Raw genomic sequence first — 19153 nt, 5'->3', positions numbered from 1 at the left:
GCCTTTTTATTTTAATTATGCATTTAAAATGTTCATTTTTTTCATTAGACGAGATTTCTTTCTCGCAGCAGCATTTTTATGGATAAGACCTTTTGCAGCTGCTTTGTCTAACTTACGTGCAGCTTCTGCATAAGTGCCTGTTGCTGCAGTAGCATCGTTATTAACAACTGCCGCTTCAACTTTTTTCACAGCAGTACGCATATCAGATTTAATCATATTGTTTTGCGCATTCTTTTTTTCAGTTGTTTTTACACGTTTGATTGCAGATTTAATATTTGGCATTCGGTTCACCTCCTAAGAAAAGCATCGAGATTATATGAACTCGATTTACATTCAATAACCCAATTGCAACAAATGATATTTTATCAAATACAGGTCGATATTGCAATACTCATGATATATTTTGCGATAGTTTCCCTCCTGCTAAATAATGTTAACTTATATTTTGCTATATGCATCAGTCATGATTTTGAATGATTTCCATTTTTTCGGCAAAGATAATTAATAAATGATAAGGGGGGATTGTTTTGAAGGAATCTATTGATTTAAGTCAATATTCTGTTCGTACAGATCTTGCCATTGAAGCTAAGGAGATGGTCCTTAGTGAAAGAAATATTGGTGAACAGGAAGATCTTTCACACATAGAAGGTGTCATTATTAAAGAAAAGGAAGAAAATGATATAAAAATTTCTTATGTCGAGGTTACAAAAGAAGGCGAGAAGGTAATCGGGAAAAAAGAAGGCAAATATTTAACAATCGAAGTAGTTGGGATTAGACAGAGTAATACAGAGCTGCAACAAAAGGTTGAGGAGGTATTTGCGAGGGAATTCTCTCATTTTTTAAGCCAGAGTGGAATTAAGGAGGATGCCTCATGTTTAGTAGTTGGTCTAGGTAACTGGAATGTAACACCAGACGCGTTAGGGCCGCAGGTATGTGAAAATATTCTTGTTACAAGGCATCTTTATCAGCTTCAGCCTGAAAGTGTCGAAGAGGGATTTCGACCGGTTAGCGCTATTTCTCCAGGGGTAATGGGGCTAACCGGCATTGAAACAAGCGATATTATTTTTGGTGTAGTGGAAAAGACGAAGCCGGATTTCGTCATTGCGATAGATGCATTAGCGGCAAGATCAATTGAGAGAGTCAATTCTACTATTCAAATATCTGACACAGGTATTCATCCAGGATCTGGGGTAGGAAATAAGCGAAAAGAGTTAAGTAAGGAAACGCTGGGAATTCCTACCTTCGCTATCGGAGTTCCGACTGTTGTGGACGCTGTTTCCATTACGAGCGATACAATTGATTTTATTCTCAAGCATTTTGGAAAAGAGCTTCGTGAAGGAAACCGGCCATCACGAGCATTAGCGCCGGCTGGTATGACATTTGGAAAACGTAAGAAACTGACGGAGGAAGATTTACCTGAGGAGCATCATCGAAAAACCTTCTTAGGAATGGTTGGGACACTAGAGGATGAGGAAAAGCGTAAATTAATCTATGAGGTATTGGCGCCACTCGGCCATAATCTGATGGTCACACCGAAAGAAGTTGATGTTTTTATTGAAGATATGGCTAATTTATTGGCCAATGGACTGAATGCCAGTCTGCATAGCTCTATCGATCAGGGTAATACAGGATTCTATACAAGATAAGGGAAGTACCACCGCCACCATATGTGGCGGTTTTTGGTAAATTCGTTATAAAGGCGCTTCCGCATTTAAATGTTATCCAGCTGCAGCGCCTAGCCCCTCGATGTCATAAGCCAATCCGTCAAGAAGGTTAAAGAACAACCTTCTCGCCGGCTTGTCTTATGCTTGTCGGGGCTGGTCAAGGCGCTTCCGCATTTAAATGTTATCCAGCTGCAGCGCCTACCCCCTCGAGGTCACAAGCCAATCATCTCAGAAAGGTAAAGAACACCTTTCCGAGATGCTCGTCTTGTGCTTGTCGGGGGTGAGCAAGGCGCTTCCGCATTAAATTGTTCTACCTTCTCTAGCAAGTACATATAAATTAGTAGACTTGCTTGGAAGAGGTGGAACAAGTGAAATTTGTTAAATCAGACCAGTTGATGGTGACTGTTAAAGGAACTAGTTTGCTAAGAGTGATTATAGGGTTTGCAGGCTTTTTGCTATTTATTTTTGTGATTAGCGGTTTATTAACGGTTCTAAAACCAGAGTACAGGCCTGCATCATCATCTGTTCATTCAGCTACAACGAATATAACAGGAGAGATGCTCTATTATTTAATTGGCTGGGAAAACCATTACTTTTTACAAGGATTGCCGGAATCAAGTCCAACTCCCGAGTTTACTCAATACTTGTTCAAGCTTTCAACCAATGTAAACCTTGATGATCCACGTAGTTTACTAGGGAGAGAACTGCCGGCCTTTTCTTTATTTGATACAGAAATATTAGTTGCAGGAGAAGGTACCAACTATACGAATATGCCGATTGAATCAGCACCACCGCTTGAGGTTTTGCAGACTGAGAAGGAAGCAGCGCTTCAGAATACTGAAGGAATTGGTGGACAAGCAGAGAATTCACCTGATGCACCTCCAAATACAACCGGAGATCGAAAAGTGGTCTACGTGTATTTTACTCATAATCGTGAATCCTTCCTGCCGCACTTGAAAGGTGTGACGGATCCGGATCTGGCCTTTCATTCACAATTAAATGTGACGAACATTGGGGACAAGCTTAAAGAAGAGCTCGAGGAAAGAGGGATTGGCACAGTGGTTGATAAAACTGACGTACAGGCAAACCTATCAAGTAAAGGCTTAACCTATGCGCAATCCTATCAAGAATCTAGGTCCGTTGTGGAAGCTGCTGTTTCTGGAAATCATGATTTAACCTATTTAATTGATATTCATCGTGATTCCAGAAGAAAGCAGGATACGACAAAAGAGATAAATGGTAAGTCATACGCCAAGCTAGCTTTTATTGTTGGCGGTGAACATGCAAACTACGAAAAAAACCTTGCCTTTGCCAATCAATTACATGATTTAATCGAGCAAAAGTACAAAGGCTTAAGCAGGGGCTCTTTTACTAAAAAAGGAGCAGGAACAAATGGTAAGTTTAACCAGGATTTATCTGAAAAGGCTATTCTCGTTGAATTTGGCGGTGTTGATAATACCTTTGAGGAATTAAACAATTCTGCTGAGGTGTTGGCGGAGGTAATAAGTGAATATTACTGGCAGGCAGAAAAAGTGGATGGAACAAATCCAAGTCCAGCAAACGAAAGCTAGAAAGAGAGTGACCGGTTATGAAGATGTTTATGCTAAAATCCATGCTGATAGCAGCACTAATGTTTGTCTCTGTTCTATTCGGCATGGAGCAGGCAAATGGTGGAATCCAAAAAATGAAGGGCTATTCTGATGACCAATTTAAAGGGGCTTTTACTCTTCAGGAAAGCGGTAAAGGTGAACTTGAGGCATCTATTCTCGGAAATGATGTTTCTAGTCATGATTTAGAACAGAAGAAAAAGGAGCTTGAAGAGATGAAAGCATTTAATTTTTTCTCTTCATTAGGAAAAAACCTAGCAAATGCCCTTTCGCATATCACGGAAACAATCATTCAAATGATAACCGGTCTTTTTACAGGTGATAACTAAATTACTCAAGTGACATATATCAGTATGCAAGACCATGATTGAATCTTCGTTATCCTGCTGTTATAATCAAAAATAGTGTAAAAGTGGAAGTTTAGTAGGAGTGAACGATATGAACAGAGAAGATAGACTAAAAAGGCAAGAAAAAATTCGTAATTTCTCCATAATCGCTCATATCGACCATGGAAAATCGACATTAGCAGATCGGATTTTAGAAAAAACGAATGCATTAACAAAACGTGAAATGAAGGATCAGCTCCTTGATTCTATGGATTTGGAAAGAGAAAGAGGAATTACCATTAAATTGAACTCCGTTCAGTTGAAATATGAGGCTAAGGATGGGGAAATCTATACTTTCCATTTAATAGATACTCCTGGACACGTAGACTTTACGTACGAGGTCTCCCGCAGTCTTGCCGCATGTGAAGGGGCGGTTCTTGTAGTTGACGCGGCGCAGGGAATTGAAGCGCAAACATTAGCAAATGTGTATTTGGCATTAGATAATGATTTGGAAATTGTCCCTGTTATCAACAAAATTGATTTACCAAGTGCAGATCCTGAGCGAGTTAGACAGGAAATTGAAGATGTTATTGGACTTGATGCATCTGAAGCAGTACTTGCGTCTGCCAAAGCAGGAATTGGAATCGAGGAAATTCTTGAGCAAGTTGTAGAAAAAGTGCCTGCACCTACTGGTGACCCTGATGCTCCTTTAAAGGCGCTTATTTTTGATTCATTATATGATGCATATCGCGGAGTCGTTGTCTATATCCGTGTCGTTGACGGTACCGTAAAAGTCGGTGACAAAATAAGAATGATGGCAACAAACAAAGAGTTTGAAGTGACAGAGGTTGGTGTCTATAATCCACGAGCATGTGCTGTTGATGAATTGACAGTCGGAGATGTTGGCTATTTGGCAGCCTCCATTAAAAATGTTGGCGACACGCGTGTCGGTGATACGATTACCAATGCGAAAAATGGAGCAACGGAGTCATTACCAGGGTACAGAAAGTTAAACCCAATGGTTTATTGTGGACTATATCCGATTGATAATGCCCGTTTTAATGATTTGCGTGAAGCACTTGAAAAGCTTCAATTAAATGATTCAGCACTTCAATTTGAACCAGAAACATCGCAGGCCCTTGGCTTTGGTTTTCGATGTGGATTTCTAGGGCTGCTTCATATGGAAATTATTCAAGAACGGATTGAACGTGAATTTAAAATCGATTTAATTACGACTGCACCAAGTGTTATTTATGAAGTAATTATGACAGATGGTTCAACGGTAAGTGTTAGTAATCCGTCTGAAATGCCGGAGCCGCAAAAAATTGACAGAATTGAAGAGCCATACGTAAAAGCAACAATGATGGCGCCAAATGATTATGTTGGTACGATTATGGAGCTTTGTCAAAGTAAACGCGGTAATTTTATTAATATGGACTATATGGATGAATCCCGTGTAGCTATCATCTATGAAATCCCGCTTTCTGAAATTGTATATGATTTCTTTGATCAGTTAAAATCAAGCACGAAGGGATATGCTTCCTTCGATTATGAATTAATAGGCTATAAACCGTCTAAACTTGTGAAAATGGACATCCTACTAAATGGTGAAAAAGTCGATGCATTAAGCTTTATCGTACATAAAGATTTTGCATATGATCGTGGTAAGGTTATTGTCGAGAAGCTGAAGGAATTAATTCCGCGTCAGCAGTTTGAAGTCCCTGTTCAAGCAGCGGTAGGACAGAAAATTATTGCAAGAACTAATATAAAGTCAATTGGGAAAAACGTCCTAGCGAAATGTTATGGCGGAGATATTTCCCGAAAACGTAAGCTGTTAGAAAAACAAAAAGAAGGAAAGAAACGTATGAAACAGGTTGGATCTGTTGAAGTTCCACAAGAAGCCTTTATGGCAGTATTAAAAATGGACGACAGCAATTCAAAGAAATAGATGCCGTACGAAAAAATAACAGCTTGATACGTAAAAAGAGGTTGGTTGTTCTTCTCTAAAGAGGCAGCTTAACCTCTTTTTCATATAGCAAGGAGGGATTCATTTGATACAAGCCGCCTATATCCATATTCCTTTTTGTGAGCACATTTGCCATTATTGTGATTTTAATAAGGTTTATTTAAAAGGTCAGCCTGTAGATGACTATATAGCAGCATTAGAAGAAGAAATAAAACTCACGCTTGAAGAGACACCAGCAAAAGCATTAAACTCCATTTTTGTTGGCGGGGGAACACCTACAGCCCTGAATGAAAAGCAGCTCGAGAGATTGTGTAGATCGATTAGTGATCATTTACCCTTACAAGATGAAGGAGAATATACATTTGAAGCAAATCCCGGAGATTTAACTGAGGATAAGCTAAGGGTTCTTTTTGAGTCAGGTGTAAATCGGCTCAGCTTTGGTGTTCAGTCTTTTAATGATGAGCTGCTTAAAAGGATTGGCAGGACTCATAAGGCGGAAGACGTATTCCGTTCAGTAGAGGCAGCACAGAAGGTTGGTTTTCATAATATAAGTATAGATTTAATATATGGCTTACCGGGTCAAACACTGGAGGATTTTAATCAAACGTTAGAAGCCTCATTTTCATTGGAAACAACTCACTTTTCAGGTTACTCGCTGATTATTGAACCAAAGACCATTTTTTATCAGCTGCAAAATAAAGGAAAGCTGCCGCTTCCTACTGAAGATGACGAAGCAGCAATGTATGACCTGCTTATGAACCGGATGGAAAGTCATGGATATCATCAATATGAAATAAGTAATTTTTCTAAGAAGGGGTATGAAAGCCGTCATAATTTAACCTATTGGGATAATGATTGTTACTATGGATTTGGAGCAGGTGCTCATAGCTATATAAATGGAGTGCGCCGCTCTAACTACGGCCCATTAAAAAAATATATGACCCCAATTCATAATCATGAATTACCTATAATGGATGAAATGATTTTAAGTGAAAAAGAGAAATGGGAAGAAGAGATGTTTCTAGGTTTACGAAAGATCCAAGGTGTTTCAATTAATCATTTCATTGAAAAGTTTGGGAAGAATCCACTTGTCATGTTTGAAAGTGAAATCAAACAATTGGAGAAAAAACAATTAATTAACGTAACCGATGGATTTATTTCTTTAACAAAAAAAGGTTTGTTTTTAGGGAATGAAGTATTTCAGGCATTTTTAATAAGTTAGTGTACTGGTAAGCAATTCCTTTTGTATTTAAGTATCTAAATGTAGTTGTATTTATATTGACATTCTCCCCCTACATTTGATATTTTAGTATTAGATTTAGCACTCGGTACTCATGAGTGCTAACAGAGGTGATGAATATGTTAACGGATCGACAGCTGCTTATTCTGCAAGTGATCGTTGATGATTTCATCCAATTCGCCCAACCGGTTGGATCTAGAAGCTTGGCAAAAAAGGATGAGATATCGTTCAGTTCTGCTACTATTCGTAATGAAATGGCAGATTTAGAAGAACTGGGGTTTATTGAAAAAACTCATACATCTTCCGGTAGAATACCGTCTGAAAAAGGATATCGATATTACGTCGATCATTTACTTTCACCGCAGAAATTAAATTTTCAAGATATCCATACAGTCAAGTCGATTTTTGCTGAACGCATATATGAAATGGAAAAAATCGTGCAAAAATCAGCTAAAATCTTATCTGAACTCACAAGCTACACTGCTATTGTACTTGGTCCTGCAGTTAGGGAAAATAAATTACGCAGGATTCAAATTGTTCCTTTAAGTGAAGAAACAGCAGTGGCTATTATTGTGACGGATACAGGTCATGTGGAAAACAAAATATTTCATTTACCTAAATCGATGAATCCAAGTGATCTTGAGAAGATTGTTAATATTTTAAATGAGCGTCTGGCAGGGGTACCACTTGACGGTTTAAATAATAAGCTGTTTAAAGAAGTGGCTGTTCTGCTTCGTCAGCACATTGAAAACTATGATAGTATGCTCAATATCATTGGTGAATCCTTTAAGGTATCTAATAATGAAAAGCTGTTCTTCAGCGGGAAAACGAATATGTTAAATCAGCCTGAGTTTCATGATATAGATAAGGTTCGCAATTTGCTTGATTTAATTGAGCAGGAAAAAGATTTTTATGACATTATTCGTAAAAATCCGAGTGGGATCCATGTCAAGATTGGCCGTGAAAATGTAAACTCTGCTCTGGAGGATTGCAGCTTCATTACCGCGTCCTACTCGATTGGTAAAGAACAGCTGGGTTCTATTGCCATTCTTGGTCCAACGAGAATGGAATATTCAAGAGTCATTAGTTTAATGCAATTATTATCACATGACTTATCTGCTGTCTTAACTAAATTGTATCAAATGAAATAGACGTGGAAATATTGTTAAGGGTGGAAGGAGCCATTTCCATCCCTTTCAATGTGTTTTCATATATTACTTAAAATAAAATGGCGCTATAGGCGTCTCAATATTCCAGATTGTCCAGCTGCAGCGGCTAGACCCTCGAGGTCATAAGCCAAGTCAAGCAAGAGTTTAAAAGGCGAACCTCTCACTTGACTCGTCTTATGCTTGTCGGGTCTGGGCGAGCCGCTTCCGCATTTCATTTAAGGGAGGTGACAATGATGTCAGAGAAAGAATTAAACCAAGAAGAATCAACTGTTAAAACAGCTGATGCCGAAGAAATTGAGGTTGTTGAAGAGACCTTTGCTGAAGAATCTTCGAAAGAAGTGGAGAATAGTGAACAGCTTTTGCAAACAGAAATAGAGGAACTAAAGAAGCAAAATGCTGAATTACAAACGAAACTTGAAGAAGCGGAGAATCGAATTCTTCGTGTGCAAGCAGACTTTGAAAATGCTCGTCGCCGAGCAAGACTGGATCTTGAGGCGAGTGAAAAATATAAAGCACAAAGCTTGGTAACTGATCTATTACCTGCTATCGATAATTTCGAAAGAGCACTTAACATGGAAGCTGACAATGATCAAGCTAAATCTTTATTACAAGGGATGGAAATGGTCTACAGAAGCTTGCTTGATGCTCTTAAAAATGCAGGTGCAGAGCAGATCGAGGCGGTTGGAAAAGAGTTTGATCCTCACTTACATCAGGCGATTATGCAAGTAGAAGATGCGAACTTTGGATCAAACATCGTAGTGGAAGAGTTCCAAAAAGGTTATCAATTAAAGGACAGAGTGATCCGTCCATCAATGGTCAAAGTAAATCAGTAATCTACATATCGATTGGGAGGAAAGGAATATGAGCAAAATCATTGGTATTGACTTAGGTACAACAAACTCCTGTGTTGCCGTTATGGAGGGTGGAGAACCAAAAGTTATTCCAAATCCAGAAGGAAACCGGACAACACCGTCTGTTGTGGCATTTAAAAATGGCGAACGTCAAGTTGGGGAAGTGGCTAAGCGTCAGGCAATTACAAACCCAAATACGATTATTTCAATCAAACGTCATATGGGAACAAATCATAAAGAGGAAATAGAAGGAAAAGAATATAGTCCACAAGAGATTTCAGCTATTATCCTTCAAAATTTAAAGGCAACTGCAGAAGCCTATCTTGGTGAAGAAGTAACAAAAGCGGTTATTACTGTTCCAGCTTATTTTAATGATGCAGAACGTCAAGCAACAAAAGATGCTGGTAAAATCGCCGGACTTGAAGTTGAACGTATCATTAACGAGCCGACAGCGGCTGCACTTGCTTATGGTTTGGATAAAACAGAAGAAGATCAAACGATCCTTGTTTTTGACTTAGGTGGCGGTACGTTTGACGTATCCATCCTTGAACTTGGTGATGGTGTATTTGAAGTAAAAGCTACTGCTGGTGACAACCGTCTTGGTGGTGATGACTTCGACCAAGTAATTATTGATTATTTAGTTGATGAATTCCGCAAAGAAAATGGAATTGATCTTTCTAAAGATAAAATGGCTGTACAGCGTCTGAAGGATGCTGCAGAAAAGGCGAAAAAGGATTTATCAGGTGTAACAAGTACACAAATCTCATTACCATTCATTACAGCTGGTGAAGCTGGTCCATTGCACTTAGAGGTAACGTTAACTCGTGCAAAATTTGATGAGCTTTCTGCACACTTAGTTGAACGTACTATGGGACCAACTCGTCAGGCATTAAGTGATGCTGGTCTTTCAACGTCAGAAATTGACAAAGTAATCCTAGTTGGAGGCTCAACTCGTATCCCAGCGGTTCAAGAAGCAATTAAAAAAGCAACAGGCAAAGAACCTCATAAAGGTGTAAACCCTGATGAAGTAGTTGCAATGGGTGCTGCTGTTCAAGGTGGCGTTATTACAGGTGATGTTAAGGATGTTGTACTTTTAGACGTAACACCACTTTCACTAGGTATTGAAACAATGGGCGGTGTATTCACGAAGCTGATTGATCGTAATACAACCATTCCTACTTCAAAATCACAGGTGTTCTCAACTGCTGCGGATAATCAAACGGCTGTTGATATCCATGTGTTACAAGGCGAACGCCCAATGGCTAACGACAACAAAACGCTGGGACGTTTCCAATTAAGCGATATTCCGCCAGCTCCAAGAGGAATTCCTCAAATCGAAGTAACATTTGATATTGATAAAAATGGTATCGTTAATGTTCGTGCCAAAGACCTTGGTACAAATAAAGAGCAAACAATCACAATCAAGTCTTCTACAGGTTTAACAGATGAAGAAATTGATAAAATGGTAAGAGAAGCTGAATTAAACGCTGAAGCAGATAAAAAGCGTAAAGAAGAAGTAGAACTGCGCAATGAAGCAGATCAGCTTGTCTTCCAAACAGAAAAAACATTAAAAGATCTTGAAGGCAAAGTAGACGAAGCTGAAGTTCAAAAAGCCAATACTGCAAAAGATGAATTGAAGGCAGCAATTGAGAAAAATGAACTTGAAGAAATTCGTACAAAGAAAGATGCCTTGCAAGAAATTGTGCAAAACCTTTCTGTAAAACTATACGAAGAAGCAGCAAAACAAGCACAGGCTGCACAAGGAGCAGAAGGCACAAGCGCCCCTAAAGATGACAATGTAGTAGATGCAGAGTTTGAAGAAGTAAAAGACGATAAATAATGTAGCTCTGTTAAAGTGTAATACTGATTTTGTTTTGCAGGTTGATTGTAGTGGAAAGCACGAAGACTCCTGCGGGAGAAGCGAGACAGTCGAGACCCCACAGACACGAAGTGTCGTGGAGGCTCGGCGGTCGCCCTAAGGTGCGCGAAGTGCCTGGAACGGAAATCAACAACTATGTTTAACAAGTTAACAGATAGTTATATTTTTAATATGATGAACTAAAAGTCAAAGTCAGGTCATACTTGGCTTTGACTTTTATTTTTACTCATCTAAAAATAATTGCGATAACCAATATAGAAATGCTACAATAATTTTTATGTGAAAACTCGGGGAGTGGCAATAATGGATAAAAGGGATTACTATGAGGTGCTTGGCGTAAGTAAAAGTGCATCAAAGGATGAAATCAAAAAAGCATATCGTAAGCTTTCAAAACAATATCATCCGGATATTAACAAAGAACCAGATGCAGATGAAAAATTTAAAGAAGTAAAAGAAGCCTATGAGGTATTAAGTGATGAACAAAAACGCTCCCACTATGATCAATTTGGTCATACCGATCCAAATCAAGGCTTTGGTGGTGGCGGTGATTTCGGCGGCTTTGGCGGATTTGAAGATATATTCAGTACCTTTTTTGGCGGCGGCGGTACAAGACGTCGAGACCCTAATGCACCAAGACAGGGTGCCGATTTACAATACACGATGACGTTAAATTTTGAGGATGCAGTTTTTGGAAAAGAAACGGAAATTGAGATTCCAAGGGAAGAAACATGTGAAACATGTAATGGATCTGGTGCTAAAAAAGGGACTCAGCCTGAAACATGTTCTCATTGTCATGGAACTGGTCAATTAAATATTGAACAGAATACTCCTTTTGGCAGAATTGTCAATAGACGTGTATGTAATTACTGTCATGGTACTGGTAAAGAAATTAAGCATAAATGCTCAACCTGCGGTGGCACTGGAACAGTGAAGAAGCGTCGTAAAATTGCGATTAAAATACCTGCTGGTATTGATGATGGTCAGCAATTACGTGTTTCCGGACAAGGAGAACCTGGTGTAAACGGCGGTCCGGCAGGGGATTTATATGTTGTCTTCCATATCCGTTCACATGAATTTTTTGAACGTGACGGTGATGATGTATATTGTGAGATGCCAATTACCTTTGCGCAGGCAGCACTTGGTGATGAAATTGAAGTACCAACCCTTCATGGAAAAGTAAAGCTGAAAGTTCCTAGTGGAACACAAACAGGCACAAAATTCCGCTTGAGAGGAAAGGGGATACCGAATGTTCGTGGACGCGGGACAGGAGATCAGCATATTATTGTGAAGGTTATTACTCCGACGAAGTTAACGGAAAAACAGAAGCAATTGCTGCATGAATTTGCTGAAATTAGTGGATCTGTTCCAAAGGATGGAGAAGAAGAAGGCTTTTTTGGAAAAGTAAAAAGAGCGTTTAAAGGTGAATAAGAATTAGGAGTTGGCAGAGTTGAAATGGTCAGAAATCAGTATCCATACGACAAATGAAGCAATAGAACCGATTTCCAATATCCTGCATGAAGCAGGGGCTAGTGGTGTGGTCATAGAAGATCCGGAAGAACTTGTAAAGGAAAGGGAAGATCGTTTCGGCGAAATCTACCAACTTAATCCGAAAGATTATCCTGAAGAAGGCGTTATAATAAAAGCGTATTTGCCAATAAACAGCTTTTTAGGTGAGACCGTTGAAGAAATCAAAGAGGCAATCAACAACCTGATTATTTATGATATTGATATCGGAAAGAACAGTGTTTCTCTCTCAGAGGTTCATGAAGAAGAATGGGCAACCGCTTGGAAAAAGTACTATCATCCAGTGAAAATTTCTAAATATTTTACGATTGTTCCGACATGGGAAGAATATACGCCGGTAAACAGTGACGAACTGATTATTGAATTAGATCCGGGTATGGCCTTTGGTACAGGAACACACCCAACAACGGTCATGAGCATTCAAGCACTTGAACGGACTGTAAAAAAAGGTGACACGGTAATTGATGTTGGAACAGGATCAGGAGTATTGAGCATTGCAGCCGCTATGTTAGGGGCTGAAAAGGTAACGGCCTTAGATTTAGATGAGGTAGCAGTACAATCAGCCAGATTAAATTTAAAGCTGAATAAGGTAAATCAGGTCGTTGAGGTAGCACAAAACAATCTACTTGAAGGAATTGAGACAAAGGCAGATGTCATTGTGGCCAACATTCTTGCAGAGGTGATTTTGCGCTTTACAAATGATGCAGCTAAGTGTGTGAAAGAGGGCGGCTATTTTATCACTGCCGGTATCATTAAACAAAAGAAGGATCAAGTTAGGGATTCCATTGAAGAGGCAGGCTTTGAGATAGAAGAGACTCTTTATATGGAGGACTGGGTAGCCTATATTGCGAAAAGAAAATAGATCATAAAAAAGGGCTAAGTGTTATTTTCCACACGCCCTTTTTAACTTCATTCTGAAGTTAAGCCTCCAGCGGATGCCATGGATTTTCAAAGGAAATTTATCGAGCAAGCTCGATAAAAATCCAGGCGCAAATTCGACGAGCGAATTTGATTTGTTCTAGAGTAAAATTATTTTGTTGCAGCGGTAGAATACACAATTTGAACTAAGCCGCTTCCATTTTAACTAAGGGTTGGTGCGTAGGATGCAGCGTTATTTTGCTACTTTTTCTCCAGAAGATAATTGTTTTTTTATCACCGGTGAGGATTATCATCATATTTCAAAAGTAATGAGGATGAAAGAAAAGGATGAAATCATCTGTGTAAGTGAAAATCAAAAAACAGCTCTCTGTTCAATTGCAGAAATTTCCACTGACCAGGTTACTGCTGACGTTATACAATGGATGGAAGAGTCAGTTGAATTGCCTGTCACAGTAACTATTGTGAGCGGCCTGCCTAAAGGGGATAAGTTCGAATGGATTATTCAAAAGGGAACAGAACTTGGTGCATCGAAGTTTATCCCTTTTACTGCAGATCGTTCTGTCGTAAAATGGGATGGGAAAAAGGCCGATAAAAAATTAATGAGATGGCAAAAGATTGCAAAAGAGGCTGCAGAGCAATCCCATCGAACCATTATCCCTGAAATTACCCAGCCTGTAGATCTTCCTTCGCTTCTAAAATATGCAGAAGGTTACGATGTAAAATTAGTTGCCTATGAGGAAGAGGCTAGGCTTGGCGAGGATAAGGTGCTTGTTTCTCATTTGAAAGAACTGGAAAAAGGCGGTTCATTACTTATTGTGTTCGGACCTGAGGGCGGCTTAACCAGTGGTGAAGTCGAAAGGCTGTCAGCTGGCGGTTTTCGTGCCTGTGGACTAGGGCCAAGAATTCTACGAACAGAAACAGCTCCGTTGTACCTATTATCTGCAGTGTCATATCATTTAGAACTACTCGAGGTGAATTAATCATGCAAACAGTTGCATTTCATACACTTGGTTGTAAAGTAAACCACTATGAAACAGAAGCTATTTGGCAGTTATTTAAACAAGAAGGCTATGAGCGTGTTGATTTTGAATCAAGATCAGATGTATATATTATTAATACTTGTACAGTAACCAATACAGGTGATAAGAAAAGTCGTCAGGTCATTCGCAGAGCCATTAGAAAAAATCCTGATGCAGTCATTTGTGTAACAGGGTGCTATGCACAAACATCACCGGCCGAGATTATGGCCATTCCTGGCGTAGACATTGTAATTGGAACACAGGATCGCGTTAAAATGCTTGAATATATTAATCAGTATAAAGAAGAGCGTCAGCCGATAAATGCCGTTGGAAACATTATGAAGAGCCGTGTCTATGAAGAATTAGACGTACCTTCTTTTACAGATCGTACACGTGCCTCTTTGAAAATCCAAGAAGGCTGCAACAATTTCTGTACGTTTTGTATTATTCCATGGGCAAGAGGATTAATGCGTTCTCGTGATCCAAAGGAAGTCATCCATCAGGCACAGCAGCTTGTTGATGCAGGCTATAAGGAAATAGTCCTTACAGGAATTCATACAGGCGGGTATGGAGAGGATTTAAAGGATTATAACCTTGCTTTGCTTCTAAGTGAGTTAGAAGCAAATGTAAAGGGCTTAAAGCGCCTTAGAATCTCTTCGATTGAAGCAAGTCAAATTTCTGATGATGTAATTGAAGTCATCAAGAATTCGAATGTGATTGTTAGACACTTGCATATTCCGCTTCAATCCGGATCGGATACAGTATTAAAGAGAATGAGAAGAAAATATACGATGGCTTCCTTTGCAGAAAGATTAAGGAAATTAAGAGAAATCATGCCTGACTTAGCTGTTACATCTGATGTTATTGTCGGATTCCCAGGAGAAACAGAAGAGGAATTTATGGAAACCTATCAATTTATTAAGGACCATCAATTCTCCGAGCTTCACGTCTTCCCATATTCAAAACGGACAGGTACACCTGCTGCAAGAATGGAAGACCAGGTTGACGAAGAGGTGAAAAATGAGCGAGTTCATCGTCTGATTGCCTTATCTGATCAATTGGCCAAGGAATATGCCTCGAAATTTGAAGGAGATGTATTAGAAGTCATCCCTGAAGAGGAATTTAAAGAAGAAGAGAATAAAGGCTTATACGTCGGTTATACGGACAATTATTTAAAGGTTGTATTTCCGGCTTCGGAAGAGATGGTCGGTGAAATTGTAAAAGTCAAAATTGACAAGGCCGGTTATCCGTACAATGAAGGGGAATTTGTTCGAGTTATTGAGAATTCAGAGCTGAAAAATGAGGCAGTATAATAACTGTCAGAAGAAAATAGTAGGGGAAAACGGATAATTGATCGACTTTTAAACCAGAAAATCAATTTTTTGATTGGAAAATAAACATATAGATACAAGTCGAGACGAATTACAGTTGACCTTGTTTCTCTGATATATTATAATTGCAAAGTACATGGGATTCCATGGATTGATGTAAGTGTGTTGTGCTCGGAGGGAGGGAAAGAGAATGTCTAAAACTGTCGTTCGTAAAAACGAATCGCTTGAAGATGCTCTTCGACGCTTCAAACGTACTGTTTCTAAATCAGGTACTATTCAAGAAGCTAGAAAGCGCGAATTTTATGAAAAACCTAGCGTAAAACGTAAGAAGAAGTCTGAAGCTGCAAGAAAACGCAAGTTTTAAGAGAGGGTGTAATTCATGAATCTTCTCGAACGTTTAAATTCCGATATAAAACAGGCGATGAAAAACAAAGAAAAAGATAAGCTAACGACTATCCGCATGATTAAAGCTTCTATTCAAAATGAAGCAATCAAGCTTGGTCATGATTTGTCTGAAGAAGAAGAAGTAACCGTCCTTTCACGTGAAGTAAAACAACGCAAGGACTCCCTCCATGAATTTGAAAAAGCTGGTCGTGAAGATCTCGTAGATAAAATTCGTGCTGAATTACAGTACGTAGAATTATATATGCCTGAGCAGCTATCTGAGGAAGAAGTGACTGAAATTGTGAAACAAGCTATTTCAGAAACGGGAGCTTCATCAAAAGCAGAAATGGGAAAAGTGATGTCAGCTGTTATGCCGAAAGTAAAAGGTCGAGCAGATGGATCACTTGTAAATAAACTTGTACAACAACACCTTTCATAACAGACAATTTACATTATGATGTTTAAAAGACTGCAGATATCTGCAGTCTTTTTAATTTCAATCGAAAATTCTGTATTCCTTAATCTTTTACATAAAGATGAAACTTTTCACAAGCTAAAGCGTAAATAGCATAAGGGTGTTATGATGAAAGGAGGGTAGCATCATGGTTTGGCGTACCGCTGCATTTGCAGGAGCTTTATCTTTCAATCTGATTTCTTTTTCAGTTGATGTAGGTGCTTCTGCGATAAAAGGAATTGATCAGACAAATCTTAGTTTTTTGGATCAGCTTGCCTTGTTTATCACCCATCCAATTGTTATCACTATTTTACTGACAATCGGTTTTTTAGGTTTTGTTGTTGAATTGTTTACTCCGAGAATTGGGCTCCCAGGAATTATTGGTGTTTCAGCATTCCTTTTGTTTTTTTACGGACACTTAGCCACTGGTCTGGCAAATGTTAGTACCGTTCTTTTATTTGCAGTTGGAATTGTCCTCATTTTATTAGAATTAGTTTTACCGGGAGGAATTATCGGGATTTTTGGGTTTGGTGCGTTCCTTGCCAGTTTTTTTATGGCTGGAGAAAATTTTATTCATATCGGAATTTCCCTGTTGATTGCATTTTCAATTTCTATTTTAGCCTGCGTGGTTATGATAAAGGTGTATGATAAAAAAATGAAATTCTTTAAAAAATTAATCCTTAGTGATTCAACAAGTACGGAATTGGGATATGTTTCAAATCAAAACCGGACAGAGTTGATTGGAAAGATCGGGATATGTTTAACGGATTTACGTCCTTCAGGTACGGTTGTCATTGACGAGGAACGGATAGATGTAGTGACTGAAGGCAGCTTTATCTCAAAAGGATCACAAGTAAAAATTATTAAAGTAGAAGGATCAAGAATTGTTGTTAGGGAATTAGAAAATAAAGAAAAGGATTCATAAGGAGGATTATTATGGCAATTACGGCTGGTTCAGCTTTTATTATTGTAGCTGTAGTAATAGGAGTTATTTTATTGGCAGTATTTTTTACATTTGTTCCTGTTATGCTTTGGATTTCAGCCCTTGCTGCTGGTGTAAGAGTAAGTATATTCACGTTAATTGGAATGCGGTTAAGAAGGGTAATACCAAGCCGGGTTATTAATCCACTAATTAAAGCGCATAAGGCAGGAATTAATGTAACAACCAATCAACTTGAAAGTCATTATTTAGCAGGTGGGAATGTTGACAGAGTGGTTAATGCGTTAATTGCCGCACATCGTGCGAATATTGAGCTAATGTTTGAACGTTGTGCAGCGATTGACTTAGCAGGCAGGGACGTTCTAGAAGCCGTACAAATGAGTGTTAATCCAAAAGTCATTGAAACGCCGTTTATTGCAGGTATGGCTATGAATGGTATTGAAGTAAAAGCTAAAGCAAGAATTACAGTTCGAGCAAATATCGACCGGCTTGTCGGTGGTGCCGGTGAAGAGACGATCATTGCCCGTGTAGGTGAAGGGGTTATTTCAACTATAGGTTCTTCTGAGCATCATACGAAAGTATTAGAAAATCCTGATATGATTTCGCAAACAGTGCTCGCAAAAGGCTTGGACTCAGGTACAGCATTTGAAATTTTATCGATTGATATTGCTGATGTAGATATCGGTAAAAATATTGGTGCACATCTGCAAATGGAACAGGCGGATGCTGATAAAAATATTGCACAGGCCAAAGCGGAAGAACGTCGTGCTATGGCGGTTGCGAAGGAGCAGGAAATGAGAGCTCGAGTCGAAGAGATGAGAGCAAAGGTTGTTGAATCAGAAGCAACGGTTCCGCTTGCAATGGCAGAGGCGCTTCGTTCAGGAAATTTAGGTGTAATGGATTATATGAATCTGCAAAATATCACAGCTGATACGGATATGAGAGAGTCAATCGGAAAAATGTCTGGACCTAAAGACAATAAGACTAAAAAGGAATAGGGTTTGATGAATATAAACCAGCAGGAAGGAGGTTTCGCCATTGGAAATACTCTTTGACAATCCTTTTATCATCATCATCTTAATTGCCATTATTTCTTCTTTGTTTAAAAACAAGAAAAAAGCGGCGGAGGGTCAGAAGAGGGGTACGGTCCTTCCGCCGATACACAAACCAATCCGCAGTCCGTTTGATGAGGTCAAGGAAATATTCAAGGAAGTAACACGTCCTTTGTCAGAAGAAAGTCGAGCTCCTGCAAAAAAGATTGAAGAGGTTTTTCAGGAAAAGAAGCGAAAGGCAGAATACGAAAAAGAAACATCCAATCAAACATCTGCTGTGAAGAGAAATATGGAGTATATAAAAACAGGCACACCGCTGGCTCCAGTTTCACAAACAAAAAGTGCTGAGAACAAGGAATCAGCGTTAAAAGTTGACGAATCCAAACTAGTGGAAGCCGTTATTTGGGCTGAGATCCTTGGTCCGCCCCGTGCAAAAAATCCATATCGAAACCGATAAGCTCTGAAGGTAGTCTAAGATAAAAAAAGGTGCTAGAACTCTATTTCATTTCATACATATGAGATGAAAGGGGGTTCTTTTTTTATGGCGAAAAAGTGGGGACAATACCTCCGCAATTGGGTTACAAAAAATATGGAGCTTCCTCAGGATGTCATGATGGATCTACCCCGGATTACGATGATTGGACATATACATATATATATTGAAAACCATCGTGGATTAATTACTTTTTCAGATAAAGAGCTTAGACTGCTGTTAAAGCAAGGTCAGCTATTAATAAAAGGAAAAGCATTTGTCATCAAGGCAATCATGCCCGAAGAGATTTTATTGGAAGGAAAAATAGATCAAGTAATTTATCTTCAGGAATAAGCAACTAGAAGGGAGCGGGCACTAGTCAAAGTGCCTCCTTCT

At 39.0% G+C, this 19153-nt stretch carries 18 protein-coding genes and 1 pseudogene; 18 read left to right on the top strand and 1 reads right to left on the bottom strand.

Going from position 1 to position 19153, the window contains the following annotated elements; genetic code table 11:
* Positions 1-15 precede the first annotated feature (15 nt).
* On the bottom strand, positions 16-282 hold the full coding sequence (gene rpsT / locus ACHUFV_RS07850; protein ID WP_394233023.1) for a 30S ribosomal protein S20: 267 nt from the start codon (positions 280-282) through the stop codon (positions 16-18).
* A gap of 245 nt (positions 283-527) precedes the next feature.
* On the opposite strand from rpsT, the gene gpr reads away from it, so the two are divergent.
* The 18 genes and pseudogenes from gpr (at position 528) to yqfC (ending at position 19111) form a co-directional block, all read left to right on the top strand.
* A complete protein-coding gene (gene gpr, locus ACHUFV_RS07845) occupies positions 528-1646 on the top strand; it encodes a GPR endopeptidase (protein WP_394233022.1) in 1119 nt (372 codons plus the stop codon).
* Between the two features lie 386 nt (positions 1647-2032).
* Positions 2033-3235, top strand: a complete 1203-nt coding sequence (spoIIP, locus tag ACHUFV_RS07840; RefSeq protein ID WP_394233021.1) for a stage II sporulation protein P — start codon at positions 2033-2035, stop codon at positions 3233-3235.
* 17 nt (positions 3236-3252) lie between these two features.
* A complete protein-coding gene (locus ACHUFV_RS07835; RefSeq protein WP_394233020.1) occupies positions 3253-3600 on the top strand; it encodes a YqxA family protein in 348 nt (115 codons plus the stop codon).
* A 109-nt stretch (positions 3601-3709) separates the two neighbouring features.
* The gene (lepA, locus tag ACHUFV_RS07830) at positions 3710-5545 is read left to right on the top strand and encodes a translation elongation factor 4 (RefSeq protein WP_394233019.1); all 1836 of its coding nucleotides are present in this window, start codon (positions 3710-3712) and stop codon (positions 5543-5545) included.
* 103 nt (positions 5546-5648) lie between these two features.
* Complete coding sequence (hemW, locus tag ACHUFV_RS07825) at positions 5649-6785, top strand: radical SAM family heme chaperone HemW (RefSeq protein ID WP_394233018.1); 1137 nt, start codon at positions 5649-5651, stop codon at positions 6783-6785.
* Between the two features lie 137 nt (positions 6786-6922).
* Entirely contained in the window at positions 6923-7954 is a 1032-nt protein-coding gene (gene hrcA, locus ACHUFV_RS07820; protein WP_394233017.1) for a heat-inducible transcriptional repressor HrcA, read from the top strand.
* Between the two features lie 248 nt (positions 7955-8202).
* Positions 8203-8805, top strand: coding sequence for a nucleotide exchange factor GrpE (gene grpE / locus ACHUFV_RS07815; RefSeq protein WP_394233016.1), 603 nt, complete (start codon positions 8203-8205; stop codon positions 8803-8805).
* Positions 8806-8833: 28 nt separating this feature from the next.
* A complete protein-coding gene (gene dnaK, locus ACHUFV_RS07810; protein WP_394233015.1) occupies positions 8834-10663 on the top strand; it encodes a molecular chaperone DnaK in 1830 nt (609 codons plus the stop codon).
* A 342-nt stretch (positions 10664-11005) separates the two neighbouring features.
* Positions 11006-12130, top strand: coding sequence for a molecular chaperone DnaJ (dnaJ, locus tag ACHUFV_RS07805; protein ID WP_394233014.1), 1125 nt, complete (start codon positions 11006-11008; stop codon positions 12128-12130).
* Between the two features lie 19 nt (positions 12131-12149).
* Positions 12150-13088, top strand: coding sequence for a 50S ribosomal protein L11 methyltransferase (prmA, locus tag ACHUFV_RS07800; RefSeq protein WP_394233013.1), 939 nt, complete (start codon positions 12150-12152; stop codon positions 13086-13088).
* Between the two features lie 241 nt (positions 13089-13329).
* The gene (locus tag ACHUFV_RS07795; RefSeq protein WP_394233012.1) at positions 13330-14085 is read left to right on the top strand and encodes a 16S rRNA (uracil(1498)-N(3))-methyltransferase; all 756 of its coding nucleotides are present in this window, start codon (positions 13330-13332) and stop codon (positions 14083-14085) included.
* A 2-nt stretch (positions 14086-14087) separates the two neighbouring features.
* Positions 14088-15437, top strand: a complete 1350-nt coding sequence (mtaB, locus tag ACHUFV_RS07790) for a tRNA (N(6)-L-threonylcarbamoyladenosine(37)-C(2))-methylthiotransferase MtaB (RefSeq protein ID WP_394233011.1) — start codon at positions 14088-14090, stop codon at positions 15435-15437.
* Between the two features lie 208 nt (positions 15438-15645).
* Positions 15646-15819 carry a 30S ribosomal protein S21 gene (gene rpsU, locus ACHUFV_RS07785; protein WP_015595024.1) on the top strand — a complete coding sequence of 58 codons (174 nt, stop codon included), beginning with the start codon at positions 15646-15648 and terminating at the stop codon, positions 15817-15819.
* Positions 15820-15834: 15 nt separating this feature from the next.
* Positions 15835-16278 carry a GatB/YqeY domain-containing protein gene (locus ACHUFV_RS07780; RefSeq protein ID WP_394233010.1) on the top strand — a complete coding sequence of 148 codons (444 nt, stop codon included), beginning with the start codon at positions 15835-15837 and terminating at the stop codon, positions 16276-16278.
* Positions 16279-16549: 271 nt separating this feature from the next.
* Positions 16550-17218: pseudogene (locus ACHUFV_RS07775) on the top strand (NfeD family protein); the annotation flags it as partial.
* A gap of 11 nt (positions 17219-17229) precedes the next feature.
* Positions 17230-18231: a flotillin-like protein FloA gene (gene floA, locus ACHUFV_RS07770; protein WP_394233009.1), complete on the top strand. Its 1002-nt coding sequence runs from the start codon at positions 17230-17232 to the stop codon at positions 18229-18231.
* 40 nt (positions 18232-18271) lie between these two features.
* Entirely contained in the window at positions 18272-18742 is a 471-nt protein-coding gene (locus ACHUFV_RS07765; RefSeq protein ID WP_394233008.1) for a hypothetical protein, read from the top strand.
* 84 nt (positions 18743-18826) lie between these two features.
* The gene (yqfC, locus tag ACHUFV_RS07760) at positions 18827-19111 is read left to right on the top strand and encodes a sporulation protein YqfC (RefSeq protein ID WP_338451573.1); all 285 of its coding nucleotides are present in this window, start codon (positions 18827-18829) and stop codon (positions 19109-19111) included.
* Positions 19112-19153 lie beyond the last annotated feature (42 nt).

This window comes from Niallia oryzisoli, from assembly GCF_043641075.1.
In the GTDB taxonomy this organism is placed as follows: domain Bacteria; phylum Bacillota; class Bacilli; order Bacillales; family Cytobacillaceae; genus Bacillus_BD; species Bacillus_BD oryzisoli_A.
This window is presented reverse-complemented; position numbering and strand designations above follow the sequence as displayed.

Bases quoted from the DNA above. Each gene is read 5' to 3' on its own strand.
- ACHUFV_RS07835 (WP_394233020.1), top strand. From the start codon at position 3,253: ATGAAGATGTTTATGCTAAAATCCATGCTGATAGCAGCACTAATGTTT.
- lepA (WP_394233019.1), top strand. From the start codon at position 3,710: ATGAACAGAGAAGATAGACTAAAAAGGCAAGAAAAAATTCGTAATTTC.
- ACHUFV_RS07795 (WP_394233012.1), top strand. From the start codon at position 13,330: ATGCAGCGTTATTTTGCTACTTTTTCTCCAGAAGATAATTGTTTTTTT.
- dnaJ (WP_394233014.1), top strand. From the start codon at position 11,006: ATGGATAAAAGGGATTACTATGAGGTGCTTGGCGTAAGTAAAAGTGCA.
- rpsU (WP_015595024.1), top strand. From the start codon at position 15,646: ATGTCTAAAACTGTCGTTCGTAAAAACGAATCGCTTGAAGATGCTCTT.
- yqfC (WP_338451573.1), top strand. From the start codon at position 18,827: ATGGCGAAAAAGTGGGGACAATACCTCCGCAATTGGGTTACAAAAAAT.
- floA (WP_394233009.1), top strand. From the start codon at position 17,230: ATGGCAATTACGGCTGGTTCAGCTTTTATTATTGTAGCTGTAGTAATA.
- hrcA (WP_394233017.1), top strand. From the start codon at position 6,923: ATGTTAACGGATCGACAGCTGCTTATTCTGCAAGTGATCGTTGATGAT.
- mtaB (WP_394233011.1), top strand. From the start codon at position 14,088: ATGCAAACAGTTGCATTTCATACACTTGGTTGTAAAGTAAACCACTAT.
- ACHUFV_RS07780 (WP_394233010.1), top strand. From the start codon at position 15,835: ATGAATCTTCTCGAACGTTTAAATTCCGATATAAAACAGGCGATGAAA.
- rpsT (WP_394233023.1), bottom strand. From the start codon at position 282: ATGCCAAATATTAAATCTGCAATCAAACGTGTAAAAACAACTGAAAAA.
- dnaK (WP_394233015.1), top strand. From the start codon at position 8,834: ATGAGCAAAATCATTGGTATTGACTTAGGTACAACAAACTCCTGTGTT.
- grpE (WP_394233016.1), top strand. From the start codon at position 8,203: ATGATGTCAGAGAAAGAATTAAACCAAGAAGAATCAACTGTTAAAACA.